Here is a 17,972-nt window from a genome sequence, read left to right on the forward strand (position 1 = left end):
GTACTCTCCTATGAGTGGACAGAGCGCACAAAAACTGGCCCCGGCGGATGCCAAGGTCACGCCGATGATGGCCCAGTTCCTGGAGATCAAGGCCGCCAACCCGGACAGTCTGCTGTTCTACCGGATGGGCGATTTCTACGAATTGTTTTTCGAGGACGCCGAAATTGCCTCCGCGGCGCTCGGCATCACGCTGACCAAGCGCGGCAAGCACCAGGGTGAAGACATCCCCATGTGCGGCGTGCCCGTCCACGCGGCCGACGACTATCTTCAGAAGCTGATCGCCAAGGGCCACCGGGTGTCCGTCTGCGAACAGACCGAAGATCCGGCGGAAGCCAAGAAACGCGGCTCGAAATCCGTTGTCCGCCGAGACGTCGTGCGCCTCGTCACCCCCGGCACGCTGACCGAGGAACGCTTGCTGGATGCCTCCTCGAACAACTACCTGATGGCCCTGACCCGGCTGAAGGGCGGTTCGCTGCAGGGCGACGCGGTCTACGGACTTGCCTGGATCGACATGTCGACCGGCACTTTCCAGGTCTCGGAAACCGACCACCAGCGCCTCGCGGCGGATCTTGCCCAGGTGAGCCCGCAAGAACTTATCCTGGCGGACAACCTGTTGCAGGAGAGCGAATTGCGGCTGCTGGCCGAACAATCCGGCGGGGCTCTTTCGCCGGTACCCCGCGCCTTTTTCGACAGCTCGACCGCCACCGACCGGCTGGCGCATTATTTCGGCGTGAAGACCCTGGACGGCTTCGGCACGTTCAGCCGGGCGGAACTGTCGGCCGCCGCCGGCATCCTGTCCTATGTCGAAAAGACCCAGCTCGGCGAACGCCCGCCGCTCGATCCACCGGTGCGCGAGGCCGGTGCCGGACGCATGCTGATCGACCCGGCAACCCGCGCCAACCTGGAACTGTCCCGGACCCTGTCGGGCGAAAAACAGGGCTCACTGCTGGCGACCATCGACCGAACGGTCACCGGCGGCGGCTCCCGTCTCCTGGCCAGCCGGCTTGCCGGCCCCCTGGTCCATGTCGAGGCGATCCAGCACCGGCATGATGCCGTCGCGTTCTTCCTCGACAACGAAATCATGCGCGAGGGCCTGCGCCAGACGCTGAAAGGCGCGCCGGACATGGCCCGCGCCCTGTCACGCATTGCGCTCAACCGCGGCGGTCCGCGCGATATCCTTGCCATCGCCCGGGGACTGGAGGCCGCCCGCGCGGTGCTCGACCAGACCGGATCAAGCCCGGCGGAGATCCCGGCGGAAATCGCCGCAGCGCGAGCCAGCCTGGAACAGGCGCCGCATGAGCTGGGCGCCGAACTCGTGTCGGCGATCAAGGAAGAACCGCCGCTCCTGAAGCGCGACGGCGGTTTCATTGCCTCCGGCTACAATGGCGATCTCGACGAACTGCGCTCGCTGCGTGACGAAAGCCGCAAGGTGATCGCCAAGCTCCAGGCGGACTATTCGGAGGAACTCGGTCTCAGATCCCTGAAGATCAAGCACAACAACGTGCTCGGCTGGTTCATCGAGGCACCGTCGGCGCAGACCGAAAAGCTGACCGCCGATCCGGGCCGGTTCATTCACCGCCAGACCATGGCGGGCGCCATGCGCTTCACCACCACCGAACTGGCGGACCTGGAATCGAAGATTGCCAGCGCCGGCGAACGCTCGCTCGCCATCGAGCTTGAGATCTTCGACCGTCTGGCCAAGGCCATAATCGACACGGGCGAGGCCATCAAGGCCGCCGCCAACGGGCTTGGCATCCTGGACGTGTCGGCCGCGCTGGCCAAGCTGGCCCAGGAAGAAAACCACGTCCGCCCGACCGTCGACGACAGCCGCGCCTTCGACATAAGGGGCGGGCGCCACCCGGTGGTCGAACTGGCACTGAAAAAATCGGGCAGCGACAGCTTTGTCGCCAACGACGCCGATCTCGGGCCGGAAAAAGACGAGGATATCGGCCATATCTGGCTGATCACCGGTCCGAACATGGCCGGTAAATCGACCTTCCTGCGCCAAAACGCCCTGATCGCGGTGCTCGCCCAGATGGGTGCCTTCGTGCCTGCCGCCTCCGCCCATATCGGCGTGGTCGACCGGCTGTTCTCCCGTGTCGGCGCGGCGGACGATCTCGCCCGCGGGCGCTCGACCTTCATGGTGGAAATGGTCGAGACAGCGGCGATCCTCAACCAGGCCGGTGACCGGTCGCTGGTGATCCTTGATGAAATCGGGCGCGGCACGGCCACGTTTGACGGTCTGTCGATCGCCTGGGCAACCATCGAGCACCTGCATGAGGTCAACCGCTCCCGTGCCCTGTTCGCCACGCATTATCATGAACTGACGGCACTGTCGGCCAAGCTGGACCGCCTGTCCAATGCCACCGTGTCGGTGAAGGAATGGAACGGCGAGGTGATCTTCCTGCACGAGATCGTGCCGGGTGCCGCCGATCGCTCCTACGGCATCCAGGTGGCCAAGCTGGCCGGTCTGCCTGCCAGCGTTGTCGCGCGGTCCCAGCAGGTGCTCAGCCAGTTGGAAGAACAGGACCGGCGATCGCCGGCCGAAAGCCTGATCGACGAACTGCCGCTTTTCGCCAGCATCGCGCCGCCGCCGCCCGGCGCCACGGGCTTTGCGGAACCTGATCCGGTTGCCGATGCACTCAAAGAGATCGATCCGGATGACATGACGCCCCGCGAGGCGCTGGAAGCCCTCTACCGGCTGAAAAAACTGCGGGCAGAGCAGGGCAGCTGAGTAGAAGAGGGGCTTGTGGCGGATCCTTCGAGACGCCGCTATGCGGCTCCTCGGGATGACGCCTTTTTTCGTAGCGACTTCCAGGAACCATGCCAGACACTCTGCGTCATCCTGAGGAGGGCCAAGGGCCCGTCTCGAAGGATCCACCACAGGCTCAAGCCCAAACCCCGCGCTTCGATCTTGTCAGGGTGTCAAGAAAAGCCGTGACCACGGGATGTTGCAGAGCTAGGTTATCGGTCTTGCCTGCTCAAAACCCGTTCGGCCTGTTTCATGTTTTCCCTTCCACGGCTCCCCCGCCAGGTGGTGCTGATCCTGTTGCTTCAGTTCACCAACAGCCTTGGCGTGTCGGCACTGGTGCCGATGATGAGCTTTTTCATTGTCGAGGGACTCAATGCCGAACCCTGGCAGATCGGGCTCTATACCGGGCTGGTTATGCCGCTGACCCTTGCGGTCAATCGCTGGGCGGGGGAACGGCTGGACAATAACGTCCCGGTCAAGCGGCTGCTGGTCATCTCCGTCCTGGCCTATGTCATCCTGTCGGCCTTGCTGACCCAGATCACCAGCCTGCTGATGCTTCTGGTCCTGATCGCGCCCCTGATGAGTCTCTCCAACATGGGCGCAGGGGTCGTCTTCACATTCGGCCGCCTCTATGCCGAGCAGCAGGAAATGGACGTCGCCCGGGTCAATTCGTGGCTGCGCATGATGGTGTCCCTGGCGTGGATGATCGGTCCGGCAATTTCGTTTTCCATCGTCGCGAAATTCGGCTTCGTGTCGGCATTCCTGTCTGCCTTCGGCATCGGGGTGGTCTACCTGGTGCTTTGGCATGTTGTCGTGCCCGCCGGTTTCAGGTCGACACGAGAGCGCAGGCAAACCGCGGGCCGGCAGCCGATCAACTGGGGCCTCCAGATTGCCGGCCTGACCTGTCTCGGTTTCGTGATCACCAATTCCCTGTTCGTTTCGGCCATGCCCCTGTTCTTCGTCCGTGAAACCGGGTTGCCCGGTGCAACCCCGGGCCTGTCCCTGTCGGTGAAATGCCTCGTGGAAGTCTTCGTGATCTTCGGCTCCGTCCGCCTGGCGGAGCGCATCGGCACACGGCAGGTGCTGATGCTGGCGGCCTGTCTCGCGGCGATCAGCATGGTGCTTTTCGCCCAGGTCACCGCCCTGTGGCAAGCGCTCGCCATCGCCATCCTGGAAGGCACGTATTACGGGCTCTTCGCCGGCGTGGCGATCTCCTTTGTCCAGAGCTACGCAGTGGATCGCCCGGGCCGGGCAACGGCCGTCTACATGAACAGCCTGTTCCTCGGCGGGATGATCGGCAGCGTCTCGATGGGCTTCATCGCCAGTGTGACGAGCTTCCAGACCGTTCTCTACACGGCGGCCTTTTCCGCGGCCGCGGCGTTGTTCGTTCTCGTTGCCACGTTCAAGGTGCAGCCGAAAACGGTGGAAGACAGCGTCTAGACGCCGCCGGCCCTGGCGACCGACAGGGCATTGGCAATGGCGCCGGCGAAGCTGGTGCGATCGTCAGGATTGAGGAAATTGCCGAGATCGACCGTCTCGCCCCGGCTGGTCAGGGTGATGCCGACGACGCCTTCATCATCGAGCCGGTCCACCTTCAGCCGGACCCAGAAGGGATTGAACCTGTATTCCTGGTAGCGCTTGCCAGGCCCGACCTTGCGGATGGCTATCTCGGTTCGGGACACCGAAACTTCCTCGAATGTGCGCGCGGAGCGATAGTTCATGCGGAAAGCAAACCACAATATGGCAGCGTCGAGCCCGAAAAAACCGAAGACAGGCCAGGCGCCGATGCGCCAGAACAGGATACCGGAAACAAAGCAGACCAGGCCGAACATGCCCGTCAGGATCAGGAACCCGTTCGGCCCGAGCGAGCGGTAAGGCGTCAGCACCGCGGAAAAAAACGGCCCGTCGCGCGCCTCCAAATCTTCTTCCCGCTCGGGTTTCGGATTGTCCTTGCTCATGAGGAGTGATTATAGAGAGAACATGACGCAAGCAAAGAGCCCCGCTTCCCCCAGATCGCCCAAGCGAACCGCTGCCAAGGCAAAGCCTCGGAAGAAAACCCCCTCCGTCGACAATCCCGGAAAGGTTCTCAAGCGGTCCCGGTATACCAAGGCCGAAACCTACGCCATCTTCCAGCGTTTCCACGCGGACAACCCGGAACCCGAGGGCGAACTGGATTACGTCAACGCCTTCACCCTTCTGGTCGCGGTCGTCCTGTCGGCGCAGGCCACCGATGTCGGTGTCAACCGGGCGACAAAACACCTGTTCCAGATCGCGGACACGCCGGAAAAGATGCTGGCGCTCGGTGAGGACAAGGTGCGTGAAGAGATCCGAACGATCGGTCTCTACAAGACCAAGGCCAAAAACGTCATTCTGCTGTCCGAACAACTGGTGCGCGATCACGGCGGCGAGGTTCCGGAAGACCGGGAAGCGCTCGAAAAACTCCCGGGGGTTGGCCGGAAGACGGCCAATGTCGTGCTGAACATCTATTTCGGCCATCCGACGATAGCCGTCGATACCCACCTGTTCCGGCTCGGAAACCGGATCGGCATCGCCCCGGGCAAGACGCCGCTGGATGTGGAAAAGGCCATGGAGAAGGCGGTTCCGGCGGAGTTTTCCCTTCATGCCCACCACTGGCTCATCCTGCACGGCCGGTATATCTGCAAGGCCCGCAAACCGGAATGCCGCCGCTGCGTGATCTATGACCTGTGCCGGAGCCCGGAAAAGGAACTGTTCGATTCCATTCCGGAGATCGCAGTGCGCACCAAGGCGCTGGTTGACAGGGAGACGGCGGCTTGACCTTTCCGCTGGGTCCCTTTCCCGCCAGTGAACGCCTGCGTTTCCGGATACCGCGCACGAGTGATGCCCGCTTTTACCGGGACCTGATGACGGAGCCGGACTATATCCGTTTCATCGCGGATTACGGTATCGAAAGCACAGAGGACGCGGTCGCCTATATCAAGTCCAAATCCCTGGCGCGGTTTGCCGCGCAAGGGGTCGGACTCTGGCTGGTCGAACTGAAGGAAAACCGGGAGCCGATCGGTGTCTGCGGCCTTGTCGTGCGCAAGGAACTCAAATTCCCGGACCTCGGCTTTGCCTTTCTGTCCGGTTACCGCGGACAAGGTTATGGCCGCGAGGCGGGCCGGGCCGTGCTGGACTTTGCCACCAGGGAACTGAAACTGCGAACGCTCTGCGCGATTGCCCATCCGGACAACAAGCGGTCCGCTAACCTTCTGACAAAACTGGGATTTGAGGCGAAAGGTCAACGCCATTTGGCCGAGATCGGCTCAACAGCGGACTATTTTGTCTGGAAACTGCGTTATGTCGAGGCCGGGCTCGGCTGAGCCGCAGGACCAGCGGTAGCAGGATCACCGGTTCTGGCGTTTTTCGCGGACCCGCACGACCACTTCCACGCGAACCACTTCCATGCCGTCCGGCACTTCCGGCAGACTGCCGATACCCACGCCTTCGCCCGGAATGTCGATCACCCTGTTTTCACCTTCGATAAAGAAATGGTGGTGATCGGATGTATTGGTGTCGAAATAGGTCTTGTTGCCGTCAATGGCGACTTCGCGCAGCAGGCCGACCTCGGTGAACTGGTGCAGCGTGTTGTAGACGGTCGCCAGGGAAACCGGCACATCGGCGTCGACGGCTTCTTCGTGCAAGAGCTCCGCGGAGATATGACGGTCGCCCTTTGAATAGAGCAGTTCCGCCAGGGATACACGTTGGCGCGTCGGCCGCAGACCTGCCGTCCGCAGCATGTCGGTCACATCCTTGCCGGCACTTTCATTTGCCATGTGTATCGTCATTCCGGTCCGATCCAGGTCATTCATCGCGGTCTGTCAGTCATTGCGGTCTCACGGGGCCTTCCGGACGGTCCGCAAGCGTGCTCCCGACCGATGTTTCCATGAGCCTACGCCTATATCTGCCATTTCTTGTACCCAAGATGCAAGTTTTTATGGACAGCGGTATCCTGCCGAAAGACGGCAGCTGGTCCGGCAATACGTGCCAATCCCCGCAAAAGACCTTAAAAACCCAGCAACATCACTCAAGTGACATCTTTCAGTCATGGTTCCCCTGTGTTAGGAAGGCGCCTCAAACGAACCGAAAACAAACCAATCCGGCCCTTGTTTGACGCGGGCGGAACACAAACAACGGATTCTGAATGACCGAGCGCCGCTCCAGCTACGACTATGAAGACCTCCTCGCCTGCGGCCGCGGCGAGCTGTTTGGCCCGGGCAACGCCCAATTGCCGCTTCCTCCGATGCTGATGTTTGATCGGATCACGGACATTTCGGAAACCGGCGGCGAATTCGACAAGGGATATGCCCGTGCCGAGTTCGACATCAAGCCGGATCTCTGGTTCTTCCCGTGCCACTTCCAGGGCAATCCTGTGATGCCGGGCTGTCTCGGACTGGATGCCCTTTGGCAGCTGACCGGCTTTTTCCTTGGCTGGCTGGGCCTGGAAGGCAAGGGCATGGCCCTTTCGACAGGCGAAATCAAGTTCAAGGGCATGGTCACGCCGGACGTGAAACTGGTTGAGTACGGTGTCGACTTCAAGCGCATCATGAAGGGCCGCCTGGTGCTCGGCATCGCCGACGGCTGGCTCAAGGCGGACGGCGAACAGATCTACAAGGCAACGGACCTGCGCGTGGGGCTGGCGAAATCCTGACGCCCTCGAGCCACAATCAACTGTTTTGCCGGCGCTTCTTTCTGACTGGAAGCGCCGGTTTGCATATTATCTACCTGCCGGCAGGCCACTGACCCCTGAACGCCACGCCGCGCTGAAAAGGACATAGGAGACCGCAATGAGACGCGTTGTCGTCACCGGTTTGGGAATCGTATCTTCCATCGGATCAAATGCAGAAGAAGTGTTGGCCAGCCTGCGCGAAGGCAAGTCCGGTATCAGCTTTGCACCGGACTACGCCGAACACGGCTTTCGCAGCCAGGTTCACGGCATGCCGAATATCGACATTCCCTCGCTGATCGACAAACGCCAGCTGCGTTTCATGGGTGACGGCGCCGCCTATAACTACATCTCCATGCAGCAGGCCATCGCCGACAGCGGTCTGGAAGAGAGCGACGTTTCCAACACCCGCACCGGCCTGATCATGGGATCCGGCGGTCCGTCCACAAAGAACCTGTTCCAGGCGCACCAGATCGTCCTGGAAAAGGGCTCGCCCAAACGCATGGGCCCGTTCATGGTGACCCGCGGCATGAGCTCGACCAACTCGGCCTGTCTGGCGACACCGTTCAAGATCAAGGGCATCAACTATTCCATCACCTCGGCCTGCTCCACCTCAGCGCATTGCATCGGTGCGGCCACGGAGCAGATCCAGTTCGGCAAACAGGACGTGATGTTCGCCGGCGGCGGCGAGGAACTCGACTGGACCCTGTCCTGCCTGTTCGACGCGATGGGTGCCATGTCCTCCAAATACAACGACACGCCGCAGACCGCGGCCCGCGCCTATGACGCCACCCGCGACGGTTTCGTCATCGCCGGCGGCGGCGGGGTCGTGGTGCTGGAAGAACTGGAACATGCCAAGGCGCGCGGCGCCAAGATCTACGCCGAAGTGACCGGATATGCGGCCAATTCCGACGGCTACGACATGGTGGCACCTTCCGGCGAGGGCGGCGAACGCTGCATGCGCCTGGCCATCGAGACCCTGGGTGACCGCAAGGTCGACTATATCAACTCTCACGGGACCTCGACGCCGGTCGGCGACATCGGCGAGATCGAGGCAATCCGGCGGGTGTTCGGAGAGGCTCAGCCACCGGTGTCTTCCACCAAATCGCTGACGGGCCACAGCCTCGGCGCCACCGGTGTCCAGGAGGCGATCTATTGCCTGCTCATGCTGCAGAACGATTTCATCACGGCCTCCGCCAACATCACCGAGCTCGATCCGGCCCTGAAGCCGGGTGAAATCGCAATGGAACGCGTTGACAACGCCGGCCTCGACACGGTGCTCTCCAACAGCTTCGGCTTCGGTGGCACCAATGCCTCGCTCGCACTGTCGCGTTACCACGGCTGAGGAGTTTTGAATGTCTGAATTGATGAAGGGCAAACGCGGCCTGGTCATGGGCGTTGCCAATGACCATTCGATCGCCTGGGGCATTGCCAAGACACTCGCCAACCACGGCGCGGAGCTTGCTTTCACCTATCAGGGCGAGGCTTTCGGCCGCCGTACCAAGCCGCTTGCCGAATCCGTCGGCTCGAACATCCTGCTGCCCTGCGATGTCGAGGACATCGCATCGGTGGATTCCGTGTTCGACACGCTGAAGGCCGAATGGGGCAGCATCGATTTCCTGGTGCATGCCATCGCCTTTTCCGACAAGTCGGAGCTGCGCGGCAAATATGCCGACACCACGCGCGAGAATTTCTCCCGTACCATGATGATTTCGTGCTTTTCCTTCACCGAAATCGCCAAGCGGGCCGCGGCGATCATGCCGAATGGCGGGTCGCTGGTCACGCTGACCTATGGCGGCTCCACCAAGGTGATGCCGAACTACAACGTCATGGGCGTTGCCAAGGCGGCGCTGGAATCGTCGGTCCGCTACCTGGCGGTGGATTATGGCGAGCAGAACATCCGGGTGAACGCGATCTCGGCGGGCCCGGTGCGCACCCTGGCGGGCTCCGGCGTTTCCGACGCCCGGCTGATGTTCAACTTCCAGAAACGCAACTCGCCGCTGTGCCGGACCGTGTCCCTGGACGAGATCGGCGGCACCGGCCTGTACCTGCTGTCGGATCTCTCCGGTGGCGTGACCGGTGAAGTCCACTTTGTCGACAGCGGCTACAACATCATGTCGATGCCGCGCCTGAACGAATTGAAGGTTCAGGAAGAGGTCAAGGCGGACTGATTTCGCGGATCAACCGACAAACGAACAAGGCGGCCGGTTGGCCGCCTTTTTTGGTTCGACTTCGTCCGTCGTCAGTCGTCGACGACTTCGTCGGGATAGACGCCGAAAAGCCGCGTCTGGTCGAGCCAGCCGTCGTAATTCTCGCCATTGACCCGGCACCAGCCGCCGGCACATTCATCGACCGAAGTCAGAACGAAGGGTTCGAGTTCGGCAACGATGTCCGCGTCCGAGCGCGACCGCGCCCTGAGCGGTGTGCGGTCGTTCTTTTCCCAAGGGGTCACCAGCGCCGTGCGCCGTCCGGACAGCAGCGAATGGAAGACCCAACCCTGCTTGCCTTCCCAGTCGCGAATCTGGCGCCAGTTCTCGAATTCCTGGATGATTTCCACCGGCAGGCCGGACTGGACGAAGGTCCAGGCAATCTTGTGCTCCCGAGACGGGCCGACACGGACATTGACCCGGTCCGACTTCAGGCTGACGAATCTCGGCAAGGGCAAATCGGTCGCCCTGGTCCCGCTGCCTTGGGCCAGCGCGGAGGTTGCTCCACCACTCAGCCCGAGAACAAGTGCCATCGCACAGAGGAAGAGCCGGGATGCTGAGTACGTAAAAGCCATTATGTCCGGTAGTCCAATTGTTATTGATCGCTTTTGTGAGCAAACCTGTACCGAAAATTTTGCGCGAAAACCAGCTTGCCGATCCCGTCAGCCCGGTAATCCGTGACGAATGAAACCGATCCCTTGTTTCTGCCGGACCATCTGGTAAGGAAAGGGTGTGGTCTCTTCCGCTCGCGTCACGCGCAGCGACAAGGTGGTACCGTTGAGGTTAACAAGTCCTCAACGCAGCGCGAAAGGCAAATGGTATGGCGAAAAAGAAGCCTGTCGTTGTAGTCACCCGGAAGCTTCCGGAGGTGGTCGAAACGCGAATGCGCGAACTTTTCGAAACACGACTCAACGAAAATGACAGGCCTTACAGCCAGGCCGAGCTTGTGGAAGCGGTCCGGACAGCCGATGTGCTGGTGCCGACAGTGACCGACAGGATCGATTCCTCCGTGTTGTCCCAGGCAGGTGAAAATCTGAAACTGATCGCCAATTTCGGCAATGGCGTCGACAATATCGACGTGGTCAGCGCCAACAATCGCGGCATCAACGTCACCAATACGCCCGGTGTCCTGACCGAGGATACCGCCGACATGACCATGGCCCTGATGCTGGCCGTGCCGCGACGCCTTGCCACAGGCATCAAGGCAATCGAAAGCGGCGACTGGGCCGGCTGGTCGCCGACCTGGATGCTCGGTCACAGAATCTGGGGCAAACGGCTGGGCATCATCGGCATGGGCCGCATCGGCCAGGCCGTTGCCCGCCGCGGCAAGGCCTTCGGCATGTCGATCCATTACCACAACCGCCGCCGCGTGGCCGAGGCCGTCGAGGAAGAACTGGAAGCGACCTACTGGGAAAGCCTCGACCAGATGCTGGCGCGCATGGACGTGGTGTCGATTCACTGCCCGCACACACCGGGCACCTTCCATCTTCTGTCCGCCCGGCGCCTGAAGCTCCTGAAAAAGGACGCCTATGTGGTCAACACCGCACGTGGCGAGGTGATCGACGAAAACGCCCTGATCCGCATGCTGGAGGCCGGTGAGCTTGCCGGGGCAGGCCTCGACGTGTTCGAACACGAGCCGGCCGTCAATCCCAAGCTGGTCAAGCTGGAGAATGTCGTGCTGCTGCCGCATATGGGCTCGGCAACCATCGAGGGCCGTATCGAAATGGGCGAAAAGGTCATCATCAACATCAAGACCTTCATGGACGGTCATCGCCCGCCGGACCGGGTCCTGCCGTCGATGCTCTGAACGTCCGGCCAGGTTTCCGGCATGTCCGATTTGGCGACCGGATCCGCATTCCGGGTCCCGGAGACCTTGCTCTGGTTGAATGAGACGGAACGCGGGCACGCATGGCTCGCCGGTTTGCCTCACCTTTTGGAAAGCAGCCGCGACCGTTTCAGACTTGACTGGATAGGCGACGCCTTTTCAGGCGGCAATGTTTCCTACGTTGTGCCGGCCCGGCGCAACGGTGAAGAAGCCGTTCTGAAGCTGCAATATCCTGACCGCGAATGCCGCTTCGAGGCGGACGCCTTGAGACTCTGGAACGGACATGGCGCGATCCGGTTGCTGGAACATGCGCCGGATCTCAATGCGCTGCTCCTGGAACGCTGCACGCCGGGTGCTTTTCTCGCCGATGATCCGCTTGCGGATCATCTTGGTGTCGTGTCGGATCTGCTGCACCAGCTGCTTGTCCCCGCCGGCGCACCTTTCACAGGGCTCGAAGACGAGGCCAGACGCTGGCTGACCGCTCTGGAAACGAACTGGCTGAAAGCGGGAAAACCCTGTGAACAGAGGCTGGTGGACGCTGCGGTCACCGCGCTGTCCGATTTGTGTGCCGCTGAAACCGACCGGGTGCTGCTGCACCAGGACCTGCACGGACACAATATTCTTTCCGCTGAACGCGCGGACTGGCTTGCGATCGACCCGAAACCGCTCGCGGGGGATCCGGCCTTTGCTCTCAGCCCGATCATACGCAGCCCCGAGTTCGGTCATTCCAGGCAAGCTGCCTTGTACCGGCTCGACAGGCTGTCCGTGGAGCTCTCGCTGGACCGCGAGCGGGCCCGCCTCTGGACCATCGGACAAACAATGACCTGGGCATTCGAAGGGGGCGGCTCAAAACGGCATTTCGAGACGGTGCGGTGGTTGCTAGGATAGGTGATCCGGAACGGTCGCGTTATGCAGGCACGCGGCCTACCCGCCATATTTTCCCCAAAGCGCATCTTCGCCCATGCGCTCGATGAAGGCCTTGTGCGCTTCCAGTTCGCTATCCAGAAGCGGTCGTTTCAAGGGTGCCGGCCGCGGGCGGGCGTTGAAGGTGCCGAGTTCGCCGGGCTCAAAGGACATGCTGCCGGCGTCCGACTGCTCTTCTTCCGTCACCAGGCCAAGCGCGGTCTGACGGCCGCCGATCAGCTCCAGATAGACCTCGGCCAGGATTTCCGCGTCGAGCAAGGCGCCGTGCTTGACGCGTTTGGAGTTGTCGATGCCGTAGCGCGAGCAAAGTGCGTCGAGGGAATTCGGCCCGGTCGGATGCTTGCGGCGGGCAAGGTCCAGGGTGTCGAGCACCTGGGTGTTCGGGATGATCCGCCGGCCGGCGCGCTCCAGTTCGACATTGATGAAGCCCATGTCGAAGGCCGCATTGTGGATCACCAGCGTGGCATCGCCGACAAATTCCAGAAACTCGTCGGCGACATGTTCGAACAGGGGCTTGTCCGACAGGAATTCCGCCGACAGGCCATGCACCCGGAAAGCTTCTTCCGGCATGTCCCGCTGCGGGTTGATATAGACGTGGTACGAGTTGCCCGTCGGAATGTGGTTGAAAAGCTCAACCCCGCCGATTTCCACCAGCCGGTCGCCGCCGCGCGGATTCAGACCCGTCGTTTCCGTATCGAAGGAGATTTCACGCATGTTCCTGGCCCTTGTCTCTTCGATTCACTGTGCAGGTTGACCGGTTGGAGGCAAGACCGCATGCTGGTTTTCCCCGGAGTTCAGCCGGTTTCAGACGGAGGCGGTCATGAATATTGGATTATGTCTCGCGTGCAGCGCTTTGATTGCCTCGCTGGCGGCTTCCGCCAATGCCGCAGGCCCGGAGCGCCACCAGGGAACCTGTTCCCTGCTTGCCGGCAACAGCCTCACGGTCGAAGACTGCACCATCGAAGTTTCCGCAAACGCATTTTCGGCAATTTACCTGCTGACATGGCAGAGCGGAGACACAACCGAGATCAAACTCAGCAATTACGGCAACTCCGTGAACGGGGAGCCGGCGGTGGAAATTCCCGCTCCGGCCGATATCGAAGCCGGATCGGAGTGCTTCGAAACGCGGAACACGAAAGATATCTATTGTTCGAAAATTCCGGGACTTGATTGAGCTGGAGCGCTTTCCGGTCAATTGACGTCATTTGACCGAAGCGTGTTATCCGCAGCCCGCCAGCGCCTTGAGAATGGCGCAAACCTGGCGCCGGGCCGGGGCCATGCCCATGCCGGTATCGATCAGGAAATGTGCCCGCCGCCGTTTTTCGGCGTCAGCCATCTGTTTGGCCAGGATGGCCTCGAACCGCTCTTCCGTCATGTCCGGCCGGGCCAGAACCCTTTGTCTCTGGATCTCCGCGGCGGCCGACACAACCACCGACACCTCGACGCGCCTGTCGCCGCCGGTTTCGAACAGGAGCGGGATGTCCATCATGACGATGCGCCGGCGATCGGCGCGGGCCGTGTCCAGAAAAGCCTGTTCTTCCGCGCGCACCAGAGGGTGCACGATGGCCTCGAGCCTTTTCATCGCTTCGGGATTACCGAGCACATGCGGGGAAAGCCGTTTGCGATCGACCTTGCCACCGACGGTCGTCCCCGGAAAGGCCGCCTCGATCAGCGGCGCGGCACGGCCGGCATAGAGCGTGTGGACCGTGGCATCGGCGTCATGGACCGGCACGCCTTCGGCGGCGAACATCTTCGCCGTGGTCGACTTGCCCATGCCGATGGAGCCGGTGAGGCCGATCCGGATCACGCGACGACCCCCAGGTCTTCCAGAACAAGGCGGCGCAGGGTCTCGTCCACTTCCGGACGCACACCGAACCAGCGCTCGAAACCCGGCACGGCCTGGTGCAACAGCATGCCGAGCCCGTCCACGGTCTGGTGACCGCGGCGTTTGGCTTGTCGCAGGAGATCCGTTTCCAGCGGTGCGTAAACGATGTCGGTCACGAGCGCCGTCTCCGGAAGCGGCGCCAGATCAATTTCAAGCGGCGCCTTGCCGGTCATGCCGAGCGCGGTCGTGTTGACCAGAAGATCGGCTTTTCCAAGCAGAGTCCCCAGCTTGTCCCAGCCATGGGCAACTGTTCCGGAGCCAAATGCATCGGTGATGGCCTTGGCCTTTTCGTAGGTCCGGTTGACAATATGCACGATTGTGAATTTCCGGGACAGCAACGCCCAGACAACCGCACGCGCGGCGCCGCCGGCGCCCAGGACCACCGCGGATTCACGTGAAACGTCCCAGCCAGGGGCCAGCTGGTCGAGATTGCCGAGAAAGCCGAGCCCGTCGGTATTCGCGCCGCAAAGCCGGCCAGTCTCGTCCAGCCACAACGTGTTGACAGCCCCCATGGCCTTGGCGGCATCGTCGAGCCGGTCGCAGGCCGCGGCGGCAATTTCCTTGTGCGGAACCGTGACATTGGCGCCGTCGAGACCACTGCGCTGAAAATTGCGATAGAAGTCCTCTGCCTTTTCGGGAGAAACGTCTATTCGATCGTAACTTCCTGAAATATTGTGCTTTTTCAGCCAGTAGCCATGCACAAGAGGCGAACGGGAATGGGCTACCGGGTGGCCTGTGATCGCTGCCTTTCGGAACGTGTCGCTCATGTCTCGATCACCTTGCGGGCACGCAATTCGCCCAGCAGGGGCAGCAAGGGCAATCCGAGAATGGTGAAATAGTCACCGTCGATCTTTTCGAACAGCTGCACGCCGAGACTTTCAAGCTGGTAGGCTCCGACGCTCGAGAGAACCGCTTCCCCCGCATTTGCAAGATAGTGGCCGATGAATTCCGGGGTCAGCGCACGCATGGTCAGGCGGGCTGTCGACACGTGCCGCCAGACGGCTTCACCGTTTTTCGAGATCACCACGGCGGAATGAAGCTCGTGGGTCTTGCCGGAAAAGGCCAACAGCTGCCGGCGGGCGGCTTCCATATCCTCCGGTTTCGTGCGCCGTTTTCCCTCGAAAGCGAGGATCTGGTCGGCACCGATGACAAGATCACCGTCTCGGCGGGCACTGACATCTTTGGCCTTGGCTTCCGCAAGAACGCTGGCGAGATCTTCCGGCGGGAAATCCGCTTCCAGAAGCGGGGCTTCCACCGCCCGCTCGTCCACATCCGCCGGATCAACGTCGATCGTCAGGCCGGCATTGTTCAACAGTTCGGCGCGGATCTTGCTGCCGCTTGCCAGGACTAGTGCCATTTCCATCCCTCGGGTTTGCCGGCCTTCCGGCTCATTCGGTTCCAGGATTGTCTTCCTGCCCGGTTTTGTACTCTTTGAAAAGGGTCAGGATCTCCGCCGCGGTCTCTTCGACGGACCGGCGGGTGACATCGATCAGCGGCCATTCCTGCTCCGCGCACAAGCGCCGGGTCATGGTGATTTCCTGCGAGATCTCCTTCCGGTCGACATAGGTGTCGTTATAGCCTTCGGAATTCAGAGACAGCACCCGGTTGCGGCGAATCTGCTGGATCCGTTCCGCGGACGCGATCAGGCCGACAATCATCGGCGACTTCAGTTTCTTGACATGCTCGGGCAGGGGAATGCCCGGCACGAGCGGCACATTGGCCGCCTTGATGCCGCGATTGGCCAGATAGATGCAGGTCGGTGTCTTGGAGGTGCGCGAAATGCCAAGCAGCACGATATCGGCGGATTCCAGATCGTCCCAGATCTGGCCGTCATCATGCAGCATGGTGTAGTTGAGCGCTTCCATCCGCTGGAAATATTCCGCGTCCAGTTCGTGCTGGCCGCCGATCCGGTGGGTCTGGGTGACATTCAGGTAGGACTGGAACACGGCGAACACCGGATCGAGGATATTGACGAAGGGAACGCCCAGCTCGCGGCACTTCAGTTCGAGCCGCTTGGCGATCTCCACGTCGACCAGGGTATACAGGACAATACCCGGCGCCTTGCTGATCTCGCTGATGACCCGGTCGAGCTGCTTCTGCGAACGCACAAGCGGATAGACATGCTCGATTTCCTGGACATTCTCATACTGGACCGTCGCGGCGCGCGCGACGGTCATCAGTGTTTCACCGGTGGAATCGGACACCAGATGCAGATGAAAGTAGTGTCTCGACTTGTTCACGGTGTCATCCCCAGGCCTGTTGATGATTTGGGCGTTTCGGTTCGAACCACGTGCCTAGCACGAAGTTTATGCCCGCTCAGCAGGAATTGTTAACAATGCTTAAACGCGCGCGGGCCGACGCCGAAACGGTTGTGCATGGATGTGGATTCACAAGGGCGCTGTGACATATCGACAGATTGTCCACCAGCGCCCAATTTCTTAACGAAACGTAAACGAACGGACAAGTGACTGTAATTACGCAGCTAATCCTGTTATCGACTCCTGGGGAGGATTTCCGCTTAACAAGCGGACGAAATTTTCCCGCCGAGAAATTCAGGCGCATGGATTGTGGACAGAAAATGATCCCGGTAATCCACGCACAAATAGAAAAAACAGATTCAAAATAAGAATCCTTATTGTTTTGAAATGTGGGAAAGGCGACCTCATGAAATCCGAAGACAGGTCCGTGATGCGGGTACTCTCAGGAGAAAAGCTCTGGCCACCTCCCGTCTGGATGATGCGCCAGGCAGGCCGCTATCTCCCGGAATACAGAGAGACCCGGGCGAAGGCAGCCAACTTCCTGGAGTTCTGTTACACGCCCGATCTCGCAACCGAGGTCACACTCCAGCCGATCCGCCGGTATGGCTTTGATGCGAGCATCCTGTTTTCCGACATTTTCGTCGTACCGGATGCCATCGGGTACCCGGTTCGCTTTGAAGAAGGACGGGGTCCCGTTCTCGAACCTCTGAGTTCCGATCTCCTGGACCGTCTGGAACAGGACAGGGCCGAGGATCATCTTAAACCGGTCATAGAAACGGTTTCGCGTCTTCGGGCGGAGCTACCCGATGAAACAACCCTGCTGGGCTTCTGCGGGGCTCCCTGGACGGTTGCCTGCTATTCGGTAGCCGGTCATACCACCCAGGATCAGGTGGCCGCGCGTGTCGGCGCCTACCGGGATCCGGACCTGATGCAGCGTTTCATCGATCAGCTGGTCACCGCCTCGATCCGCTATCTGGTCCGCCAGCTCGACGCCGGTGCGGATGCCGTCCAGATCTTCGACACATGGGCAGGGGTTCTGGACGGAGCCGGCTTCAAACGCTGGTCGATCGAACCGACGCGCAGGATTGTCGACGGCGTGAAGGCGGAACGGCCCGGCGCGAAGATCATCGGTTTCCCGAAAGCATCCTCCGCGCGAATGAAGGCCTTTATCGAGGGTACCGGCGTGGATGCGGTCGGCTTTGACTGGACGGCGCCGGACGAGATCGCGCTGGAGATCCAGAAACAGGTTCCGATCCAGGGCAATCTTGATCCGATGCGGCTTGTGGCCGGGGGCCGGGCGCTGGAAGACGGTGTTGCGCATATCCTGAAAACTTTCGACAAGGGGCCGCTGGTCTTCAATCTCGGCCACGGGGTGACGCCGGATGCGGATCCGGACAACGTCGCGCGCATGGTCGACCTGGTCAGGAAGGGTTAGGC

General features: G+C 61.2%; 19 protein-coding genes. 11 read left to right on the forward strand and 8 right to left on the reverse strand.

The genetic code is table 11. The features are described from left to right. Positions 1-10 precede the first annotated feature (10 nt). Both mutS and O6760_RS07490 read left to right on the forward strand, forming a co-directional pair. Positions 11-2,734 carry a DNA mismatch repair protein MutS gene (gene mutS / locus O6760_RS07485; protein WP_269584859.1) on the forward strand — a complete coding sequence of 908 codons (2,724 nt, stop codon included), beginning with the start codon at positions 11-13 and terminating at the stop codon, positions 2,732-2,734. 270 nt (positions 2,735-3,004) lie between these two features. Further along, positions 3,005-4,192 (forward strand): MFS transporter, encoded by a 1,188-nt coding sequence (locus tag O6760_RS07490; RefSeq protein ID WP_269584860.1) that lies wholly within the window; start codon positions 3,005-3,007, stop codon positions 4,190-4,192. Here O6760_RS07490 and O6760_RS07495 read toward each other — a convergent pair. Beyond that, positions 4,189-4,710: a DUF2244 domain-containing protein gene (locus O6760_RS07495; RefSeq protein ID WP_269584861.1), complete on the reverse strand. Its 522-nt coding sequence runs from the start codon at positions 4,708-4,710 to the stop codon at positions 4,189-4,191. The genes O6760_RS07490 and O6760_RS07495 overlap by 4 nt on opposite strands. 22 nt (positions 4,711-4,732) lie before the next feature. Between O6760_RS07495 and nth the strand changes: the two genes are divergently transcribed. Beyond that, on the forward strand, positions 4,733-5,548 hold the full coding sequence (gene nth / locus O6760_RS07500) for an endonuclease III (RefSeq protein ID WP_269584862.1): 816 nt from the start codon (positions 4,733-4,735) through the stop codon (positions 5,546-5,548). Beyond that, positions 5,545-6,093 carry a GNAT family N-acetyltransferase gene (locus tag O6760_RS07505; RefSeq protein WP_269584863.1) on the forward strand — a complete coding sequence of 183 codons (549 nt, stop codon included), beginning with the start codon at positions 5,545-5,547 and terminating at the stop codon, positions 6,091-6,093. Before nth ends, O6760_RS07505 begins: the two co-directional genes overlap by 4 nt. A gap of 24 nt (positions 6,094-6,117) precedes the next feature. On the opposite strand, the gene irrA is transcribed toward O6760_RS07505, so the two are convergent. Continuing rightward, positions 6,118-6,558: an iron response transcriptional regulator IrrA gene (irrA, locus tag O6760_RS07510; protein ID WP_442969862.1), complete on the reverse strand. Its 441-nt coding sequence runs from the start codon at positions 6,556-6,558 to the stop codon at positions 6,118-6,120. Positions 6,559-6,914: 356 nt separating this feature from the next. Here irrA and fabA point away from each other — a divergent pair, with 356 nt between their 5' ends. The 3 genes from fabA (at position 6,915) to fabI (ending at position 9,607) form a co-directional block, all read left to right on the forward strand. After that, a complete protein-coding gene (fabA, locus tag O6760_RS07515; RefSeq protein WP_269584865.1) occupies positions 6,915-7,421 on the forward strand; it encodes a 3-hydroxyacyl-[acyl-carrier-protein] dehydratase FabA in 507 nt (168 codons plus the stop codon). Positions 7,422-7,557: 136 nt separating this feature from the next. Beyond that, complete coding sequence (gene fabB / locus O6760_RS07520; RefSeq protein ID WP_269584866.1) at positions 7,558-8,781, forward strand: beta-ketoacyl-ACP synthase I; 1,224 nt, start codon at positions 7,558-7,560, stop codon at positions 8,779-8,781. Between the two features lie 10 nt (positions 8,782-8,791). Next, complete coding sequence (gene fabI, locus O6760_RS07525; protein ID WP_269584867.1) at positions 8,792-9,607, forward strand: enoyl-ACP reductase FabI; 816 nt, start codon at positions 8,792-8,794, stop codon at positions 9,605-9,607. A 71-nt stretch (positions 9,608-9,678) separates the two neighbouring features. Here fabI and O6760_RS07530 read toward each other — a convergent pair whose 3' ends face one another. Continuing rightward, positions 9,679-10,095 (reverse strand): SH3 domain-containing protein, encoded by a 417-nt coding sequence (locus tag O6760_RS07530; protein ID WP_332306217.1) that lies wholly within the window; start codon positions 10,093-10,095, stop codon positions 9,679-9,681. Between the two features lie 368 nt (positions 10,096-10,463). On the opposite strand from O6760_RS07530, the gene O6760_RS07535 reads away from it, so the two are divergent. After that, positions 10,464-11,450, forward strand: coding sequence for a 2-hydroxyacid dehydrogenase (locus O6760_RS07535; protein ID WP_269584869.1), 987 nt, complete (start codon positions 10,464-10,466; stop codon positions 11,448-11,450). Between the two features lie 21 nt (positions 11,451-11,471). Next, entirely contained in the window at positions 11,472-12,356 is an 885-nt protein-coding gene (locus O6760_RS07540; protein ID WP_269584870.1) for an aminoglycoside phosphotransferase family protein, read from the forward strand. A 36-nt stretch (positions 12,357-12,392) separates the two neighbouring features. Here the strand turns inward: O6760_RS07540 and dnaQ are convergent, their stop codons facing one another. Then, positions 12,393-13,106 carry a DNA polymerase III subunit epsilon gene (gene dnaQ, locus O6760_RS07545; RefSeq protein WP_269584871.1) on the reverse strand — a complete coding sequence of 238 codons (714 nt, stop codon included), beginning with the start codon at positions 13,104-13,106 and terminating at the stop codon, positions 12,393-12,395. 106 nt (positions 13,107-13,212) lie between these two features. On the opposite strand from dnaQ, the gene O6760_RS07550 reads away from it, so the two are divergent. Then, on the forward strand, positions 13,213-13,566 hold the full coding sequence (locus tag O6760_RS07550) for a hypothetical protein (protein ID WP_269584872.1): 354 nt from the start codon (positions 13,213-13,215) through the stop codon (positions 13,564-13,566). A 45-nt stretch (positions 13,567-13,611) separates the two neighbouring features. Here the strand turns inward: O6760_RS07550 and coaE are convergent, their stop codons facing one another. The 4 genes from coaE to O6760_RS07570 are packed head-to-tail and all read right to left on the reverse strand — an operon-like array spanning position 13,612 to position 16,454. After that, positions 13,612-14,199 (reverse strand): dephospho-CoA kinase, encoded by a 588-nt coding sequence (gene coaE, locus O6760_RS07555; protein WP_269584873.1) that lies wholly within the window; start codon positions 14,197-14,199, stop codon positions 13,612-13,614. Beyond that, complete coding sequence (locus O6760_RS07560) at positions 14,196-15,044, reverse strand: shikimate dehydrogenase (protein ID WP_269584874.1); 849 nt, start codon at positions 15,042-15,044, stop codon at positions 14,196-14,198. Before O6760_RS07560 ends, coaE begins: the two co-directional genes overlap by 4 nt. Beyond that, positions 15,041-15,640, reverse strand: a complete 600-nt coding sequence (locus tag O6760_RS07565) for a Maf-like protein (RefSeq protein WP_269584875.1) — start codon at positions 15,638-15,640, stop codon at positions 15,041-15,043. Before O6760_RS07565 ends, O6760_RS07560 begins: the two co-directional genes overlap by 4 nt. Positions 15,641-15,665: 25 nt before the next feature. After that, a complete protein-coding gene (locus O6760_RS07570) occupies positions 15,666-16,454 on the reverse strand; it encodes a pyruvate, water dikinase regulatory protein (RefSeq protein ID WP_269586228.1) in 789 nt (262 codons plus the stop codon). Between the two features lie 487 nt (positions 16,455-16,941). On the opposite strand from O6760_RS07570, the gene hemE reads away from it, so the two are divergent. Next, positions 16,942-17,970: a uroporphyrinogen decarboxylase gene (gene hemE, locus O6760_RS07575; RefSeq protein WP_269584876.1), complete on the forward strand. Its 1,029-nt coding sequence runs from the start codon at positions 16,942-16,944 to the stop codon at positions 17,968-17,970. Positions 17,971-17,972: the final 2 nt, after the last annotated feature.

It is taken from the genome of Roseibium sp. Sym1 (assembly GCF_027359675.1).
In the GTDB taxonomy this organism is placed as follows: Bacteria; Pseudomonadota; Alphaproteobacteria; order Rhizobiales; family Stappiaceae; genus Roseibium.

Bases quoted from the DNA above. Each gene is read 5' to 3' on its own strand.
- mutS (WP_269584859.1), top strand. From the start codon at position 11: ATGAGTGGACAGAGCGCACAAAAACTGGCCCCGGCGGATGCCAAGGTC.
- O6760_RS07490 (WP_269584860.1), top strand. From the start codon at position 3,005: ATGTTTTCCCTTCCACGGCTCCCCCGCCAGGTGGTGCTGATCCTGTTG.
- O6760_RS07495 (WP_269584861.1), bottom strand. From the start codon at position 4,710: ATGAGCAAGGACAATCCGAAACCCGAGCGGGAAGAAGATTTGGAGGCG.
- nth (WP_269584862.1), top strand. From the start codon at position 4,733: ATGACGCAAGCAAAGAGCCCCGCTTCCCCCAGATCGCCCAAGCGAACC.
- irrA (WP_442969862.1), bottom strand. From the start codon at position 6,558: ATGACGATACACATGGCAAATGAAAGTGCCGGCAAGGATGTGACCGAC.
- fabA (WP_269584865.1), top strand. From the start codon at position 6,915: ATGACCGAGCGCCGCTCCAGCTACGACTATGAAGACCTCCTCGCCTGC.
- fabB (WP_269584866.1), top strand. From the start codon at position 7,558: ATGAGACGCGTTGTCGTCACCGGTTTGGGAATCGTATCTTCCATCGGA.
- fabI (WP_269584867.1), top strand. From the start codon at position 8,792: ATGTCTGAATTGATGAAGGGCAAACGCGGCCTGGTCATGGGCGTTGCC.
- O6760_RS07535 (WP_269584869.1), top strand. From the start codon at position 10,464: ATGGCGAAAAAGAAGCCTGTCGTTGTAGTCACCCGGAAGCTTCCGGAG.
- O6760_RS07540 (WP_269584870.1), top strand. From the start codon at position 11,472: ATGTCCGATTTGGCGACCGGATCCGCATTCCGGGTCCCGGAGACCTTG.
- dnaQ (WP_269584871.1), bottom strand. From the start codon at position 13,106: ATGCGTGAAATCTCCTTCGATACGGAAACGACGGGTCTGAATCCGCGC.
- O6760_RS07550 (WP_269584872.1), top strand. From the start codon at position 13,213: ATGAATATTGGATTATGTCTCGCGTGCAGCGCTTTGATTGCCTCGCTG.
- O6760_RS07560 (WP_269584874.1), bottom strand. From the start codon at position 15,044: ATGAGCGACACGTTCCGAAAGGCAGCGATCACAGGCCACCCGGTAGCC.
- O6760_RS07565 (WP_269584875.1), bottom strand. From the start codon at position 15,640: ATGGAAATGGCACTAGTCCTGGCAAGCGGCAGCAAGATCCGCGCCGAA.
- O6760_RS07570 (WP_269586228.1), bottom strand. From the start codon at position 16,454: ATGACCGTCGCGCGCGCCGCGACGGTCCAGTATGAGAATGTCCAGGAA.
- hemE (WP_269584876.1), top strand. From the start codon at position 16,942: ATGAAATCCGAAGACAGGTCCGTGATGCGGGTACTCTCAGGAGAAAAG.